This window comes from Curtobacterium sp. NPDC092190 (genome assembly GCF_044755625.1).
Taxonomy (GTDB): Bacteria; Actinomycetota; Actinomycetes; order Actinomycetales; family Microbacteriaceae; genus Curtobacterium.
The window spans coordinates 350,023-363,192 of the sequence record NZ_JBIVRJ010000004.1 but is presented as its reverse complement, the minus strand read 5'-3'; the positions used below and the strand labels follow the sequence as shown (position 1 = coordinate 363,192).

The 13,170-nt window shown below is 69.8% G+C and carries 17 protein-coding genes and 1 pseudogene; 8 read left to right on the top strand and 10 right to left on the bottom strand.

Annotation, left to right across the window (positions count from 1 at the left end):
- Positions 1-104 precede the first annotated feature (104 nt).
- Positions 105-569: a MarR family winged helix-turn-helix transcriptional regulator gene (locus tag ACIQFY_RS12425; protein ID WP_158407717.1), complete on the top strand. Its 465-nt coding sequence runs from the start codon at positions 105-107 to the stop codon at positions 567-569.
- Positions 570-594: 25 nt separating this feature from the next.
- On the opposite strand, the gene ACIQFY_RS12420 is transcribed toward ACIQFY_RS12425, so the two are convergent.
- The 5 genes from ACIQFY_RS12420 to ACIQFY_RS12400 form a co-directional block, all read right to left on the bottom strand.
- Positions 595-1,470: a serine hydrolase gene (locus ACIQFY_RS12420; RefSeq protein WP_326497107.1), complete on the bottom strand. Its 876-nt coding sequence runs from the start codon at positions 1,468-1,470 to the stop codon at positions 595-597.
- A 7-nt stretch (positions 1,471-1,477) separates the two neighbouring features.
- Complete coding sequence (locus ACIQFY_RS12415; protein WP_400340300.1) at positions 1,478-2,212, bottom strand: anti-sigma factor family protein; 735 nt, start codon at positions 2,210-2,212, stop codon at positions 1,478-1,480.
- Entirely contained in the window at positions 2,209-2,724 is a 516-nt protein-coding gene (locus ACIQFY_RS12410) for a sigma-70 family RNA polymerase sigma factor (RefSeq protein WP_326497105.1), read from the bottom strand. Before ACIQFY_RS12410 ends, ACIQFY_RS12415 begins: the two co-directional genes overlap by 4 nt.
- A complete protein-coding gene (locus tag ACIQFY_RS12405) occupies positions 2,721-3,419 on the bottom strand; it encodes a YceI family protein (protein ID WP_400340298.1) in 699 nt (232 codons plus the stop codon). The genes ACIQFY_RS12410 and ACIQFY_RS12405 overlap by 4 nt, the downstream gene beginning before the upstream one ends.
- A gap of 120 nt (positions 3,420-3,539) precedes the next feature.
- Complete coding sequence (locus ACIQFY_RS12400; RefSeq protein WP_326497103.1) at positions 3,540-4,226, bottom strand: hypothetical protein; 687 nt, start codon at positions 4,224-4,226, stop codon at positions 3,540-3,542.
- Positions 4,227-4,465: 239 nt separating this feature from the next.
- On the opposite strand from ACIQFY_RS12400, the gene ACIQFY_RS12395 reads away from it, so the two are divergent.
- From ACIQFY_RS12395 to ACIQFY_RS12385, 3 genes are all read left to right on the top strand, one after another.
- Positions 4,466-4,723: a hypothetical protein gene (locus tag ACIQFY_RS12395; protein WP_400340296.1), complete on the top strand. Its 258-nt coding sequence runs from the start codon at positions 4,466-4,468 to the stop codon at positions 4,721-4,723.
- A 134-nt stretch (positions 4,724-4,857) separates the two neighbouring features.
- Entirely contained in the window at positions 4,858-5,043 is a 186-nt protein-coding gene (locus tag ACIQFY_RS12390; protein WP_058729353.1) for a hypothetical protein, read from the top strand.
- Positions 5,044-5,105: 62 nt separating this feature from the next.
- Positions 5,106-5,963 carry an NAD-dependent epimerase/dehydratase family protein gene (locus ACIQFY_RS12385; protein WP_400340294.1) on the top strand — a complete coding sequence of 286 codons (858 nt, stop codon included), beginning with the start codon at positions 5,106-5,108 and terminating at the stop codon, positions 5,961-5,963.
- A gap of 84 nt (positions 5,964-6,047) precedes the next feature.
- On the opposite strand, the gene ACIQFY_RS12380 is transcribed toward ACIQFY_RS12385, so the two are convergent.
- The 3 genes and pseudogenes from ACIQFY_RS12380 to ACIQFY_RS12370 all read right to left on the bottom strand — a co-directional run bounded on the left by ACIQFY_RS12380 (position 6,048) and on the right by ACIQFY_RS12370 (position 7,310).
- Positions 6,048-6,236, bottom strand: a complete 189-nt coding sequence (locus ACIQFY_RS12380) for a hypothetical protein (RefSeq protein WP_058750533.1) — start codon at positions 6,234-6,236, stop codon at positions 6,048-6,050.
- Between the two features lie 65 nt (positions 6,237-6,301).
- Positions 6,302-6,794 (bottom strand): annotated as a pseudogene (locus tag ACIQFY_RS12375) (DNA-3-methyladenine glycosylase family protein); the annotation flags it as partial.
- 3 nt (positions 6,795-6,797) lie between these two features.
- Positions 6,798-7,310 carry a GNAT family N-acetyltransferase gene (locus ACIQFY_RS12370; RefSeq protein WP_400340292.1) on the bottom strand — a complete coding sequence of 171 codons (513 nt, stop codon included), beginning with the start codon at positions 7,308-7,310 and terminating at the stop codon, positions 6,798-6,800.
- A 488-nt stretch (positions 7,311-7,798) separates the two neighbouring features.
- On the opposite strand from ACIQFY_RS12370, the gene ACIQFY_RS12365 reads away from it, so the two are divergent.
- The 4 genes from ACIQFY_RS12365 (at position 7,799) to ACIQFY_RS12350 (ending at position 11,461) form a co-directional block, all read left to right on the top strand.
- Positions 7,799-8,962, top strand: a complete 1,164-nt coding sequence (locus tag ACIQFY_RS12365) for a hypothetical protein (protein ID WP_400340291.1) — start codon at positions 7,799-7,801, stop codon at positions 8,960-8,962.
- A 17-nt stretch (positions 8,963-8,979) separates the two neighbouring features.
- Positions 8,980-9,927: an ABC transporter ATP-binding protein gene (locus ACIQFY_RS12360; protein ID WP_326497315.1), complete on the top strand. Its 948-nt coding sequence runs from the start codon at positions 8,980-8,982 to the stop codon at positions 9,925-9,927.
- Positions 9,924-10,664 (top strand): ABC transporter permease, encoded by a 741-nt coding sequence (locus tag ACIQFY_RS12355; protein ID WP_326497312.1) that lies wholly within the window; start codon positions 9,924-9,926, stop codon positions 10,662-10,664. Before ACIQFY_RS12360 ends, ACIQFY_RS12355 begins: the two co-directional genes overlap by 4 nt.
- An 83-nt stretch (positions 10,665-10,747) precedes the next feature.
- Complete coding sequence (locus tag ACIQFY_RS12350) at positions 10,748-11,461, top strand: hypothetical protein (protein ID WP_400340288.1); 714 nt, start codon at positions 10,748-10,750, stop codon at positions 11,459-11,461.
- Between the two features lie 40 nt (positions 11,462-11,501).
- Here the strand turns inward: ACIQFY_RS12350 and ACIQFY_RS12345 are convergent, their stop codons facing one another.
- Together ACIQFY_RS12345 and ACIQFY_RS12340 are read right to left on the bottom strand one after the other, a co-directional pair.
- Positions 11,502-12,116 carry an acetyltransferase gene (locus ACIQFY_RS12345; RefSeq protein ID WP_400340286.1) on the bottom strand — a complete coding sequence of 205 codons (615 nt, stop codon included), beginning with the start codon at positions 12,114-12,116 and terminating at the stop codon, positions 11,502-11,504.
- Between the two features lie 64 nt (positions 12,117-12,180).
- The gene (locus ACIQFY_RS12340; protein ID WP_400340389.1) at positions 12,181-13,080 is read right to left on the bottom strand and encodes a DNA-3-methyladenine glycosylase family protein; all 900 of its coding nucleotides are present in this window, start codon (positions 13,078-13,080) and stop codon (positions 12,181-12,183) included.
- Positions 13,081-13,170: the final 90 nt, after the last annotated feature.

Sequence of the window (13,170 nt, the reverse complement as noted above, 5' to 3'; positions counted from 1 at the left end):
CCGGGCGTCCGACGTGACCTCTGAGCGCGCCGAGTGCCGCCCTGGAGTCAGCCGAACGGATGATCCTCGGTCCCGCGGCACGCCCGCTGGTTACGCTGGCGGTCATGGCGGAGCAGGGCGGCGAGGGGCACGACTGGGCGACCTGGGACGCGTTCCACGACGTCTGGCGTCGGCTCGACCGGGCGCTCGACCAGGCCGTCCAGCAGGGTGCCGGCATCTCGATCCCCGAGTTCGAGATCCTGATCGGCCTGCACCGTGCTCCCGACCACCGGTTGCGGGTCCGTGACGTCGCCGCGGGCATCGGGTGGGAGAAGTCGCGCGTGAGCCACCAGGTCACGCGGATGGTCGGGCGCGGGCTCGTCGCCCGCGCGGACTGCCCGGCGGACGGGCGTGGCAGCTGGGTGACGATGACGACCGAGGGTCGGCGCGCGGTGCTCGCCGGCATCCGCGCGCACACCGCGGCACTCGAGGAGCTGTTCTGGAGGCCCGTGGCTGCGGATGCGGACACCCTGCGGTCCGTCTCCCACCGCGTCCTCGACGCACTCGGTCCGGTCGAGCCGGAGGCCTGAGGAGCGCCCGCTCGGCGGGACCGGCTCAGCTGGACCCTGCGAGCACCTCCGCGACGGCCGCGGCCGTCACGTCGGCACGCTCGTGGTCGTCCGCGGTGAGGGTGACGACGGCGTCGGCGACCGGGTCCAGGAGCACGAGCTGCCCGTACGCCCCGTGCAGGCGCCAGGTCCGCCCCGGGCCGCCCCAGCCCGCGAGGGCGTAACGGTCGTACGACGGTGACGACCCCGCCGCGACCCAGTCGGTGTGCATCGCGTCGACGACCGCAGCGGGCGCGAGCTGGCGCCCGTCCGACGCTCCGCGGTCCCGCAGCAGCCGGCCGATGCGCGCGACCTCGGCGGTGCGGAGCCACAGGCCGCCGCCGGCGACGACGTGACCGAGCGGGCAGCGGTCCCAGCGGACGTCGTCGATGCCGAGCGGGGTGAAGATGCGGTCCTGCGCGTACGCGCCGACGTCGCCGACCCGTGCCGCCAGGGCCCGCGCGGCCGTGTAGGTGCTGGCGTTCGCGTACCGGAACGACCGTCCGGCGGTCGGGCGTCCGAGGAACTCCCGTGCCAGGTCCGGCCAGTCCGTGGTCTGCGTCGGCGACCACGGCATGTCGATGCCGCTCGTCATGGTCAGCAGGTGTCGGAGCGTGACGTCCCGCACACCCGGTCCGAGCACGACGTCGGGCAGCAGCGTGCCGACGGACTCGTCGAGCGCGAGCAGCCCGTCGTCCACGGCGGTCCCGACGGCCAGGACGACCACGCCCTTCGCGACGGAGTGCACGTCACGGCGGACGTCGGCGGACCAGTGGTGCTCGGCGGTGTCGTCGCCGACCAGCACGTGCAGGCCGTGGGCGCGGAAACCCGTCCGCGCGACCGCGCGGACGACGTCGTCGAGCACTGGTGCGGCGCGGTCCACCCCGCCATCATCCCGTGTGTCGAGCGAGGTCGGTGCTCACCAGGGACCCGCGTTCGCCGCGCAGTCGGACCTGCACCTCGGCGATGTCGTCGCGCGGCACGTCCGTCGACGCCGACAGCCCGCGGGCCTCGGCCCCGGCTGCCGACCACGAGGCCACGGTCTGCACGGAGCCGTCCTTCCGGACCACCACGAGGTCGTACATCACCGAGCCGTCCGCCGACCACTCCCTGCCGCGGTACGAGCACCCCCAGTCGAAGCGCGTGCCCCACTGCTCGCCGCTCACGGCCAGGTCGACGTCGAGACCCTGCGACCCGGACATCGTGTAGCGGTCACCCGCGGTCGTCGGTGCGGACGCCGTGGGCGCGCCACCGGCCTGCACCGTCGCACCTCGTCCACCGGCCGTGCCGACGGCGAGCCCGCCGAGCACGGCGGCGACGACCGCCAGCCCCGCGGTCACGGCGACCCATGTCCGACGGCGGCGGCGGCGGTGTCGGACGCGGTGCGCGACGGCGGCGAGGGTGCTCTCGGGACGCGTGTCGGGCCTCCCGTCCGGTGCCGCGATCTCGACCGCCTGGTCGGCCGGGAGCTTCGCGAGCAGACCGGGCAGGCCGACGAGCTCGGCGACGGCCGCCGTGCAGCGGTCGCACGTCTCGAGGTGCCGCTCGTACTCGAGCCGCTCGTCGGGCGTGAGCGAGCCGAGGACGTACGCCGCGTCCCACTCCGCGTACCGGTCCTCGCTCATCGGGTCACTCCTCGTTCCTGCAGTGCGAGCCGGAGGGCCCGGAGCCCGTAGTGCAACCGCGACTTCGCGGTGCCCTCGGGGATGTCGTGTCGTCGTGCGATCTCCGGCACGGTGTGGCCGAGCCAGTAAGCGTCGACCACCACGCGGCGGTGGTCCGGGCTGAGCGACGCGAGTGCGTCCGCCACGACGATGCGGTCGAGCACGGCGTCGGTGCGGTCGGCCTCGGCACGGTCGACCGGGTGCTCGGACCCGTGCTCACGCCGGTTGCGTGCCGACCGGGCGTCGTCGACGACCAGGTTCCGGGCGACCGTGAAGAGCCAGGCCCGTGCGCTGTCGGGCGCCCGCTCGAGCACCGCCGGACGCTGCCAGGCGCGGACCATGGTCTCCTGCACGACGTCCTCGACGGTCGAGCCGTCCCGCGTCAGGTGCCGGACGTACCGGGTGAGCGCGTCGCCGTGCTCGCGGTACAGCGTCGCCAGCAGCTCGTCGGCGGAACGGCTCGTCACGGTCACTTCGCCAGGTCGAGGGAGAACTCGACCGAGCCCTTCCCGTCCACGGTGACGAAGCCGAGCGACGGGGCCTCGACCCCGTAGTCGGCGAAGGTGATCGGGACCGAGCCGACGACCTGGACGCCGCCGTCCTGCGTCACCGCGACCTGCGCGTCGGCCGTGACCGGCTTCTCGACGCCGTGCAGGTCCATCGTGCCGGTGAGCGTGACGTCCTGGGTGCTGCCGCCGAGGGCCTTCGAGACGTCGACCGGCTCCGTCAGCGCGAACATCGCCGTCGGGTAGCGGTCGGTCTGCAACGCGGTGCTCCGGAAGTACTCGTCACGGGCCGATTCGGGCGTCGTGATCGTCGCGACCTGCACCGTGACGGTCGCCTTCGTGAGCGAACCGCCGTCGACGGTCGCCGTGCCCTGCACGTCCTTCGTCCGACCGACCACGTCCACATCATTCCCCTGCAGGACCTCGTGCACGCGGTACCCGGCGTACGAACTGCTCGTGCTCGTCCAGGTGCCGTCGGCCTGGCGGGCATCGAGCATCCCACCGGAGCCGGACGGGGCGGCACTCAGCGAGGGGGCGGCGGCGGCCTGGCCGTTGACGGTGTTCGCGTAGATGACCGGGCCGGCGGTGACGGCTGCGGCGCCGATGACGACGACACCGGTGGCGATGCCGATGACGACCTTCGTACGTGTGCGGAGTCCCATGCCCTGACGACGAGACAGGGGACCAGATCGTTCACCCGGACGTGCGGAAGGCGCCGCTCCCGTGGTCGGGAGCGGCGCCTTCTCGTGGTGGTGCGGGTGCGGCGGGTGTGCCGCGGGGTGCTACTTGATCTGCGCGGTGATCGTGGCGGTGCCGACGAGCATGCCGCGCTTGACGGCGTCGGTGCTGAAGGTCTTGTTCAGCAGGCCGGCAGCGTCCTCGGAGATGTGGACGGTGGTGCCGGTCAGCACCGCGTTGTCACCCTCGAGCTGCAGCGGCTTGAGCGAACCACCCCAGAGCTCGAACAGGTAGGCGTTCGACGCGGCGACCTCGCCGTTGACGAGGACGTCACCGTAGAGCTTCGACGAGCCCGGGTTCACGACGAAGTTCTCGAGCGTGACCGTGGTGTCGCCGGCCTTGAGGGTCAGGCCCGAACCGTTGTGGTTCAGCAGGCCCTGCACGTAGGGGCGGTAGTCGCCGTCCGGGCTCCAGTAGGTGACCGAGCCGGCGGTGATCGGGAACGACACGGCGCCGTCCTCGAGCTTCGCGTCGCCCGAGACGCCCGGGGTCAGACCCAGCGAGGTCAGCGCGTCGGTGAAGCTGCTGTCGAGCGCGACCGAGGTGTCGCCACCGAGGACGTCCGGCACGGATGCGACCGGGGCGGGGATCTTCGACGCCTCGGACGAGGAGGACACCGTCTGCACGTTCGGGGTCGCGGCGTTCGCCGTGCTGATGCCGAACGCGGCACCACCGAGGACGAGGGCGCCGGTGGTGGCGAGGGTGATCGAGGTCTTGAGGGACTTGCGCATGAGATGCGTTCCTTTCGTCGTCGCGCTCGGCGCGGACACTGTGTGTGCGCCGAACACACCCCGGAAAGGGGTGGAGAACCAGCTACCTGCGGCTGGTGAGCGCTCCGGGTGTTTCCCGGTTGATGCAGGTGATTCGGGACCCTCCGCCGAAGGGTTTGGACGAGTTCTGAGTCGTTATCTCCCCGTTACAAACCCGGGGGACGCGCAGGAGCTCCGCGCCACAGAGGTACGCTCCGACCGTGCCCGAGATCATGGAGGTCCGCGACGTCCTCGCGGTGATCCGGCCAGCCGTGCTCGCGATGCTCCGCGAGCACGAGGCCGCCACGCTGCAGCTGTTCCTCATCGCCACGGGGGACACCGACCTCACGCCACTGGCGGAACACGACGTCGTCATCGAGAACGGCGCCATGGCGCGTTGGTCGGTCCTGGGCGAGGACGGCGGCTCGAGCTCGTTGTGGATCGAGGGCGGAGCGGAGCAGCTCGTGGCCGACGTGTAGAGCGACCTGCAGGACTTCATCGCCGAGAGCGGCTTCGCGTGGGGTGAACTCCGCCCGCTGCCTCCCCGATGACGACCACCGTGCTCGCGCGCAGCCGGACGGTGGTGGAGGCGCTCCCGCGTAGCGTACGCCACATGAGCGACCAGCAGCACGAGAACACCCCGACCGACGGCTCCACCGACGCCCCCGAGAGCGAGTTCCAGCGCACCGAGGACCTGCCCGACGGTTCGTCCACCGGCAACGCGACCGAGGACCCGCAGCAGGACAGCGACGTCGACTCGGGCGGCGAGCCCGAGTCGCCGGACAACGAGCAGGTCTGACAGCCGACGGCCCGGGCCCTCGCGCTCGGGCCGCTCCGACGCTCACCTGACAAGCTCAGGGCATGCAGCACCGCTCCCCCGTCGTCATCGCCGGCTGCGGCGACCTCGGTACCGAGGCCGGCCTGCGCTTCGCAGCGCTCGGCCACCCGGTCACCGGGCTCCGCCGTCGCGCCGAGCGCATCCCCGCCCCGATCACCGGCCGCAGCGTCGACCTCCGTCAGGAGGTCCCGACGATCGATCCGGAGACGGGCGTGGTCGTCGTCGCCTCCGCCGCCGGCTCCCGTGCCGTGGACGAGTACCGCGCGACCTACGTCGACGGCCTGCGGAACGTGCTCGACGGCATCGCGGCGTCCGGCGCCTCGCCCCGGCTGCTCGTCGTGTCCTCGACCGCGGTGTACGACGTCGACGACGGCAGCGACGTGACCGAGGAGACCCCGGCGCGGGCGAGCACCCCGACCGCCGGCGTCCTGCTCGAGGCCGAGGCGCTGCTGCGGGAGCGGGCACCCGAGGCCGTGCTCGTCCGGCTGTCGGGCATCTACGGGCCCGGCCGCGAGCGACTGATCGACCAGGTGCGGTCCAGGCAGGCCCGGCTGTCGTCCGGCACGTCACCCCACACGAACCGCATCCACCGGGACGACGCCGCCGCGGCACTCGTCCACCTGGCGGGGGTGGACGACCCCGCACCGACCTACATCGGTACCGACGACGAACCGGTCCGACTCGACGACGTCCTGACGTTCCTGGCGTGCGAACTCGGCGTCGAGCAGCTGCCGAGCGCCGAGCCCGAGGGGCGGCAGGCAGGCGGCGACAAGCGGCTCGCGAACGCCCTGCTGCGCTCGACCGGCTGGGAGCCGCGGTACCCGACGTTCCGCGAGGGCTACCGGGCCGTGCTCGCCGGCGAGGGCACCCGGCACCTGTGAGCGCCACTGCGCGGACGCCGGCCGGGAGGCACGTGGCGGCTCCGCCACGCCCCTCCCGGCCGCCGCCGGTCACGTCAGTGCCGCTCAGTGCTCGTCGTAGTGGTCCTCGTGACGCGCGTGCCGGTGGCCGTCGTGCACGAAGTCGACGTGGTCGCCGTGCTCGACGGTCTCGTGCTCGCCGCCGTCCTGCTCGTGGTCGTGGTCGGCGACGTCGTGCTCGGCGACGCGGTGCTCCTCGGCCTCGGCGGCGGGGGTGGTGTTCGGGTCCGACATGGTTCCTCCTCCGTGAGATCGGTTCTCACATGGAGCCTACGTCGCAGCTCCGGTCCTGTCCGGGCTCAGTGCCAGCGGTGGTCCTGGATCGTCATCCGCGGGCCGAACGTCGGCTTCCGGAAGCCCGAGCCCCCGATCAGTCGGACGATGCGCTCGCGGTGCCCGCGCCAGGGCTCGAGGAGCTCGAGCATCCCGTCGTCGTCGACGGGGCCGCCCGTCAGCGCCCACCCGACGAGGGCCGGCACGTGGTAGTCGCCCACGCTCGGTGAGTCCGGGTCCCCGTGCGCCCGCTGCGCCGTCTCGGCAGCGGTCCACTGTCCGATGCCCGGGACGGACTGCAGCCGCTGCGACACGACCGCGCCACTCCCAGCTCGGGGTCCGCGCCCACTGCTCGGGGGCCGGCGGGACGAACATCTCCGCGGGCGCCGGACCGGGTGCCGGCTCGCCGAAGCGCCGGAGCAGGTACCGCCACGCGCGCCAGGCCTGTCGCGAGGTCACCTTCTGCTCCGTGATCGCCGGCACGAGCATCGCCACGACCGTGTTCGTCCGGAGCAGCCGTTCCTACGGGCGTGGGTCCCCGAGGGGCGCGCTCATCTGCACCCGCCGCCCGTACCGATCGAGACCGTGCTGCGCCTCGACCTCGAGCAGCGACCGGTGGAAGGACGTGGCCGGCTCCTCCTCGAGGAAGCCGACCGTCGCGTAGAAGGGAGCGTTCCACGGCACGTCCGCGTAGGTGCGGAGGGAGATGCGTGCGTACCCACGCTCGCGGGCTCCGTCCTTCGCGGCCTCCACGAGCGCTCGGCCGAGGCCCCGCCGCGACAGCAGCGGGTGGACCGACAGCTGTTCGAGATGGCAGACACCGTCCACCTCCAGGACGTGCGCGAACCCCGCGACCTCGCCGTCGGCCTCGGCGACGAGCAGGAAGCCGGGTTCTGCGAGCCGCGCACCGCCGTGTGGAGCCGGAGACCAGACGTCGGCGCGGAGGCGGTCGACCAACAGCAGGTCGGCATCGTTCTCGATCCGCTCGACGGCCTCCGCGTCACTCGACCGAGCGGAGCGGATGAAGGTCGTCATGCGGCCAGCGTAGGAGGCCCGAGGCCGCACGGACGGCGGCGGGGAGGCACGTGGCGGCTCCGCCACCCCCCTCCCAGCCGCCGCCGGTGACGCCAGTGCCGCCCGGTGCTCGTCGTGGTGGTCCTCGTGGCCGGCGTGCCGGTGGCCGTCGTGCACGAAGCCTCCTTCGAGGACCAATGATGCACAGGACGAGATCGATGTGCCAGCCGGAGATCGAATCCACAAAGTGGGCGGAAGTGCGGACTTGACGCCTTCCATCAGGACCTATAAAGGCCAGATTTCATGTGATTGTCATCCTTGACAGGCATCGATTCCGCTCCTACGTTTTCTCCAACGAAGCCGAAAGGGGGGAACCATGAACATCGAGACCATCGTCCGCGAACTCCAGGACACCGCGGCAGTATTCAGCACCAGCCAGGTCGTCTGGCGCCACTGAAATCCAAAGCGGGTGCGGCGTGAGCCGCACCCGCTTCTCTTTCCCTGGAATAGTGATGATCCTCGAAACACCACTGACAGAACTGGCCGATGAACTCGCCTCTGCACCTGCGCATCTTGCCTTGCGAGAGCGTGCGACGATTGCCCGGTTGGCAAGAGTGCCGTTGACGCGGTCACACCGCGCGCCCAACCACGCAAGTGATCTCGGTCTACGGCGCAACGACGACCCCGCAGAATTCCTGCGAGATGCCGCCGCTGCTGTGGGTATCGACTCATCGCGTGCTTGTGCGTCGTACGATCCAAGCGCAGTCGCTGACGCGTGGATCGGAGACCAGATATCTGAAGCCGAGCTTGCGGGCCACATCGACGTGACCATCAACCTGGCTGGACTCTGGGACGCAGCCGGGCACATCGCCCGTGTACTCGTCGATGCGTCGAGGCTTCCGTCGCAGCCTCGGGCGCTCACCTACGTTGCAACCGCTCTCGCGGCCACTGGTGATGATCGAGCCGAAGTGATCTTCAAGACCTTGGCAGAGGGAACCACCGCCAGTGAAGCAGAATCAGCCATGGCAAGCGTGCGTCGCGCGGCATGGCTCACCAAACGCAGGGGGCAACACGAACGTGCCGCAGCTCTTCTGGTTGGACTTCGCGGAGACCTCGACAGGTACGCCGCTCAGCGTCGCATCGCGCCTGGTGATCGAGATGCACTCGCTGGAGTGACCTTCAACCTGGAAGCGTTGACCGCTGTGCGACGAGGACAGCATTCGCTCGCCGCGGAACTCCTGGACCAGGCGGTGCGGCTGTTGTCTGCGGGAGCCGTCGCCATGGTTGACGAGGATCAACGTCGACGGTACCTCGCGCAGGTACGCGTGAACGACGCGCAACTCACCGCGCAGGACCCCCACCGCTTGGAGGAAGCAAGCTCGAAGCTTGACGAGCACCTCGAATGGACTCGGGCACATCATCGGGAGTCCCTGTCAGAAGCTGTGGCCCTGTCCGGTTACCTCCACTACCGATGCGAACGCTGGAACAGCGCTGCGGAGCTGCTTCACGAAGCCGAGGGCTTGATTGCGGATGAGGGTGCGCCCAGTCGCCTCCTGAGTGTGCGGAAGAACCTCGTGGCGACCTTCGCCGGTGCTGGCAGTACGGCCGCTGCGGAAGACGTGATGGCGCGGATCTCCAAGGACCCGTCCGGCATGGACCCGCGGACCTCGTGACTCCAGCAACACTCGAGATGCGGGGCGTCCGGCGCGCCTTCCGAGCATCGGGCAAGGTTGTCGAGGCAGTCCGAGGGATTGATCTCACGATCAGTCGCGGCGAGGTCGTGGCCGTCCTCGGACCGAACGGAGCTGGAAAGACGACGACCGTGAAGATGGCGGCGACTCTGCTCGAACCCACAAGCGGAAGCGTCCGTGTTGCGGGCGTCGATGCCGTCCGACAACCGAGAGCGGCGCGACGACACCTGGGCCTCGTCCTCGGTGGCGACCGAGGGTTCTACATGCGGGCGACCGCCCTGCAGAACCTGCGTTTCTTCGGAGGACTCCAGGGCGTCAGCGGACCCAGAGCCCGTGCACGAACCGTTGCAGTCCTCGAGACAGTAGGTCTCTCCGGACGAGGAGACGATCGCGTCGAAACGTACTCGAGAGGCATGCGCCAGCGTCTGCACATCGCCCGCGCCCTCATGTCCGATCCCGAACTCCTGCTGCTCGACGAACCGTCGATCGGCCTCGACCCCGAGGGCGCGGAAGATCTTCGCAACATCATCCGCCGCCTACGGACGAATGGTCATGCCGTCCTTCTGACTACTCATCACCTGCGGGACGCGGACGATCTTGCCGACCGGATCGACATAGTTGCGGGGGGTCAGATCGTCGCACGTGGAACTTCGGCTGACATAGCCGCGGCAGCAGGGATAGGCACCGTGACGTCGCTCACGGTGCAGTCAAGGACAGACCCGTCGCCGCTCTTCCGATCACTTGCCGGTGTCGCGCATGTGCACAGCGAAGATCGCCGAGGGCTGTGGTGGGTGGACATTCTCTGGGCACATCGAGCTCCGCTCGTCGATCAGACCGACCTCGATGCCCTTGCGGACATTCGATCGGTCATTTCCCGGCCCACGACCCTGGAAGAGTCCTACCTCGCCTTCCTCCGCAACAACGACGGTATCGCGAGTGACCGATGACCGCGGTCCTGCGGATCACACTCTTCCATTGCTTCGCGCTACTTCGGACCCCATTCTTCGTGCAGCAGGCGATTGCCGCCCCTGTCGTATTCGTCCTGTTCCGACTCATCGGGGCGCTCGGTGCTGGGGCACACGTGCCAGAGGACCTCTGGCTCCACGGCTCGGTTGCGGGACTCTGGGCGTCGACGACGACCGCGGTGGGGATCATCGGCTACCAACGCTTTCAAGGAACCCTCGAGCACATGGCGATGAGTGTGCTCCGACCCGGTGTCGTCTTCGGCGGCCTCTGCGCTTCGGCCGCCATGATCGGACTGATCGGCGTGCCGGTTGCGCTGGTGCTGCAACTCATACTGACGGGCGGCTTGAGAACAGAACCAGCTGCTGCTCTGACACTCCTGGGTGCCCTGCTCGCGTGCGTGAGCTCTGGGTGCGTACTTGCCGCGGTCTTCGTCGTGAGCCGAGCAGCCACCGTCTTCGAACCACTTCTGCTCACCCCCATCTGGCTACTGAGTGGCATCGTCATCCCGTTCTCGTCACTGCCAGGTTGGGTTCTCCCAGTCGCATCCATCCATCCGCTCCTCGGCGCGGTTGCCTCGTACCGGACAGACGGCACCACCGACTGGTTCTGGTTGGGTCAGTCGGCCGTCATGTCGCTCCTCTGGACAGGCGGCGCTGCAGCCCTGCTGGGTGCTGCCCTACGGAAAGCTCGTCGCGATGGTTCGTTGGCGCTCGCATGAGTAGCTTGCTTCCCGCTTTCAGGTCCGGCGCCGCCGTTGCCTGGGCGACATTGCCGGAGTCGACCAGTACTGCGGTGCGTCTGGTGCGCCTGGGCCTGATCCCGCTGTTGACTTCCCTCTTCTACCTTGCAATCGCCTCCGGCGCCGGGCTGCGGGCGCCGACGACCGGCGATGCCGTAGCAGCCGCTCTGGCAGTTGGATCAGTGACAGCCAGCGTCGCAGTCGCAACGCTGATGGCTGAAGATCGATTCGAAGGTACGACGGCATTCCTGTTCATTGCGCACACGAACAGGATCGCCTCTTGGGTCGGGCGGTTCGTCGTCGTGTCCGGCCTCGGAGTCTTCGTCGCCTGCATCGGGCTCGTGCCCAGCCTCCTCGTGGTCGGTGTACCGCAAACCGGTTCGACGTGGATCGCGATCCTCCTCACGGTCAGCGCAGTCGCTCCGACTGCCGTCGGCATCGGATTCCTGCTCGGGGCAGTCAGCCTGTTCCTTCGGGACAGCCTCGTGCTCGCGAACCTGTCCGAGTACCTGATTCCACTCCTTGCCGGAGTGGTGGCACCGATCGAGATCCTCTGGGACCCCGTCGCCGCCGTGGCAAGAGCGATCCCGCTCACAAGTCTCATCGCATCTGCGCGGATCGGGGTCACCGCAGAGGGCCTCGCGGGAAGCTTCTGGCTGAACTACTCCGGTGCACTCCTCATGGGACTGCTCTGGGCCGGTGCCGCAGCCGTCACTTGGCACGCATCCGAGAAGAGCGCCAGGAGAGGCGGGACAGTCGACACGCTTCTCTTCTGACCGTCCCGCGACGACCGGAACGAGTCATCGGCTCGCGCGCTCAAGCGGCGGGGTGATCGGGTTCGGCGAGTGTCACCCATTCCTCATCCCGCACGTACCCGAGGCGGGCGTTCGCACCGATGATCGCGGCATTGTCCGCAGACCCTCCGGTGCGGAACAGCAACGCACCTTCCCCGAGCAGCGCCAGGATCGAGTACGCCTTCACTGCTGCTCCGAGACCGGTACGGCGGAAGCCCGCCCGCACCACAGTGAAGTCGGTGTCGACCACACCGCCCTCGACCTCGCCCTCGACCTCGACCTCGACGAACGTCATGGCAAGGAGGACCCCTTCCTTGTCCACAGCTCCGAATGCGCGTCGGCGATCCGTCGGCCGGGCTTCGTCAGCGGTCATCTGCTCGTGCTGCGTGGCGACGCTGCCCGGGTAGTCGTCAGCAGTGGCCTGATCGAGCTCGAGAATCATGTTCGCATCACCGGCATCGAGTTCCGTGAGCTGTACGGGGTCGCTGATCTTGCCGATCTGCTCCTGCAGGACAGTCTGATCCACGTCGGCAGCTTCGAGTCGCGCCCCGAAGGATCGCGCGATGACCACCCATCCCTCGCTCTCAAGCTCTCGGCGACGTGCATCTTCGGCTCGCATGACGACAACGTTCCCCATGCGGTCGATCCTGACACAGCAGAAGCAGGTGCATGAACAAGTGCCACTCATGGTCGAAACGGGCTCAGTGCCAGCGGTGGTCCTGGATCGTCATCCGCGGGCCGAACGTCGGCTTCCGGAAGCCCGAGCCCCCGATCAGTCGGACGATGCGCTCGCGGTGCCCGCGCCAGGGCTCGAGGAGCTCGAGCATCCCGTCGTCGTCGACGGGGCCGCCCGTCAGCGCCCACCCGACGAGGGCCGGCACGTGGTAGTCGCCCACGCTCGGTGAGTCCGGGTCCCCGTGCGCCCGCTGCGCCGTCTCGGCAGCGGTCCACTGTCCGACGCCCGGGACGGACTGCAGCCGCTGCGACACGACCGCGCCACCGCGACCGAGCCCCAGCGTCCGCTCGAGCGCGGGCGCGACCTTGACCGCCCGCATCACCGTCGCCGAGCGACCGGGCTCGATGCCCGCCCTGTGCCACTCCCAGCTCGGGATCCGCGCCCACTGCTCAGGGGCCGGCGGGACGAACATCTCCGCGGGCGCCGGACCGGGTGCCGGCTCGCCGAAGCGCCGGAGCAGGTACCGCCACGCGCGCCAGGCCTGTCGCGAGGTCACCTTCTGCTCCATGATCGCCGGCACGAGCATCGCCACGACGGTGTTCGTCCTGAGCAGCCGTAACCCCGGCTGCCGGTGTCGTGCCTCGGCCAGGAAGGCGTGCGCGCTGACGTCGAGGTCGGACCAGTCGTCCCCACGTCCGAGCAGGTCCGGTGCGTGCTCGACCGCCCAGGCGGCACCGGCACCCCACGCGGAGACCGCGACGGCATCGCTGCCCGCACGGCGCACGAGCACCGAGGCAGCCCCCGCCGGCGTGCGCAGCGCGAGCCACGTGTCGGACCCGACCACCTGGAAGGCGGGGTCACCGGAACCGCGCTGCAGGGGCCGGAGGGTCGCGCGGACGTCCACCGCGCCTCCAGGCCGATACACGGTGTCGACCCGGACCGCCGCAGCGGAGGTCTGGCCGGACCCGGAACCCCGGCCGGACGCACCCGGCCGCCGACCGGACGGACCGGATGC

Bases quoted from the DNA above. Each gene is read 5' to 3' on its own strand.
- ACIQFY_RS12425 (WP_158407717.1), top strand. From the start codon at position 105: ATGGCGGAGCAGGGCGGCGAGGGGCACGACTGGGCGACCTGGGACGCG.
- ACIQFY_RS12415 (WP_400340300.1), bottom strand. From the start codon at position 2,212: ATGAGCGAGGACCGGTACGCGGAGTGGGACGCGGCGTACGTCCTCGGC.
- ACIQFY_RS12405 (WP_400340298.1), bottom strand. From the start codon at position 3,419: ATGGGACTCCGCACACGTACGAAGGTCGTCATCGGCATCGCCACCGGT.
- ACIQFY_RS12400 (WP_326497103.1), bottom strand. From the start codon at position 4,226: ATGCGCAAGTCCCTCAAGACCTCGATCACCCTCGCCACCACCGGCGCC.
- ACIQFY_RS12390 (WP_058729353.1), top strand. From the start codon at position 4,858: ATGAGCGACCAGCAGCACGAGAACACCCCGACCGACGGCTCCACCGAC.
- ACIQFY_RS12385 (WP_400340294.1), top strand. From the start codon at position 5,106: ATGCAGCACCGCTCCCCCGTCGTCATCGCCGGCTGCGGCGACCTCGGT.
- ACIQFY_RS12380 (WP_058750533.1), bottom strand. From the start codon at position 6,236: ATGTCGGACCCGAACACCACCCCCGCCGCCGAGGCCGAGGAGCACCGC.
- ACIQFY_RS12370 (WP_400340292.1), bottom strand. From the start codon at position 7,310: ATGACGACCTTCATCCGCTCCGCTCGGTCGAGTGACGCGGAGGCCGTC.
- ACIQFY_RS12360 (WP_326497315.1), top strand. From the start codon at position 8,980: ATGCGGGGCGTCCGGCGCGCCTTCCGAGCATCGGGCAAGGTTGTCGAG.
- ACIQFY_RS12355 (WP_326497312.1), top strand. From the start codon at position 9,924: ATGACCGCGGTCCTGCGGATCACACTCTTCCATTGCTTCGCGCTACTT.
- ACIQFY_RS12345 (WP_400340286.1), bottom strand. From the start codon at position 12,116: ATGGGGAACGTTGTCGTCATGCGAGCCGAAGATGCACGTCGCCGAGAG.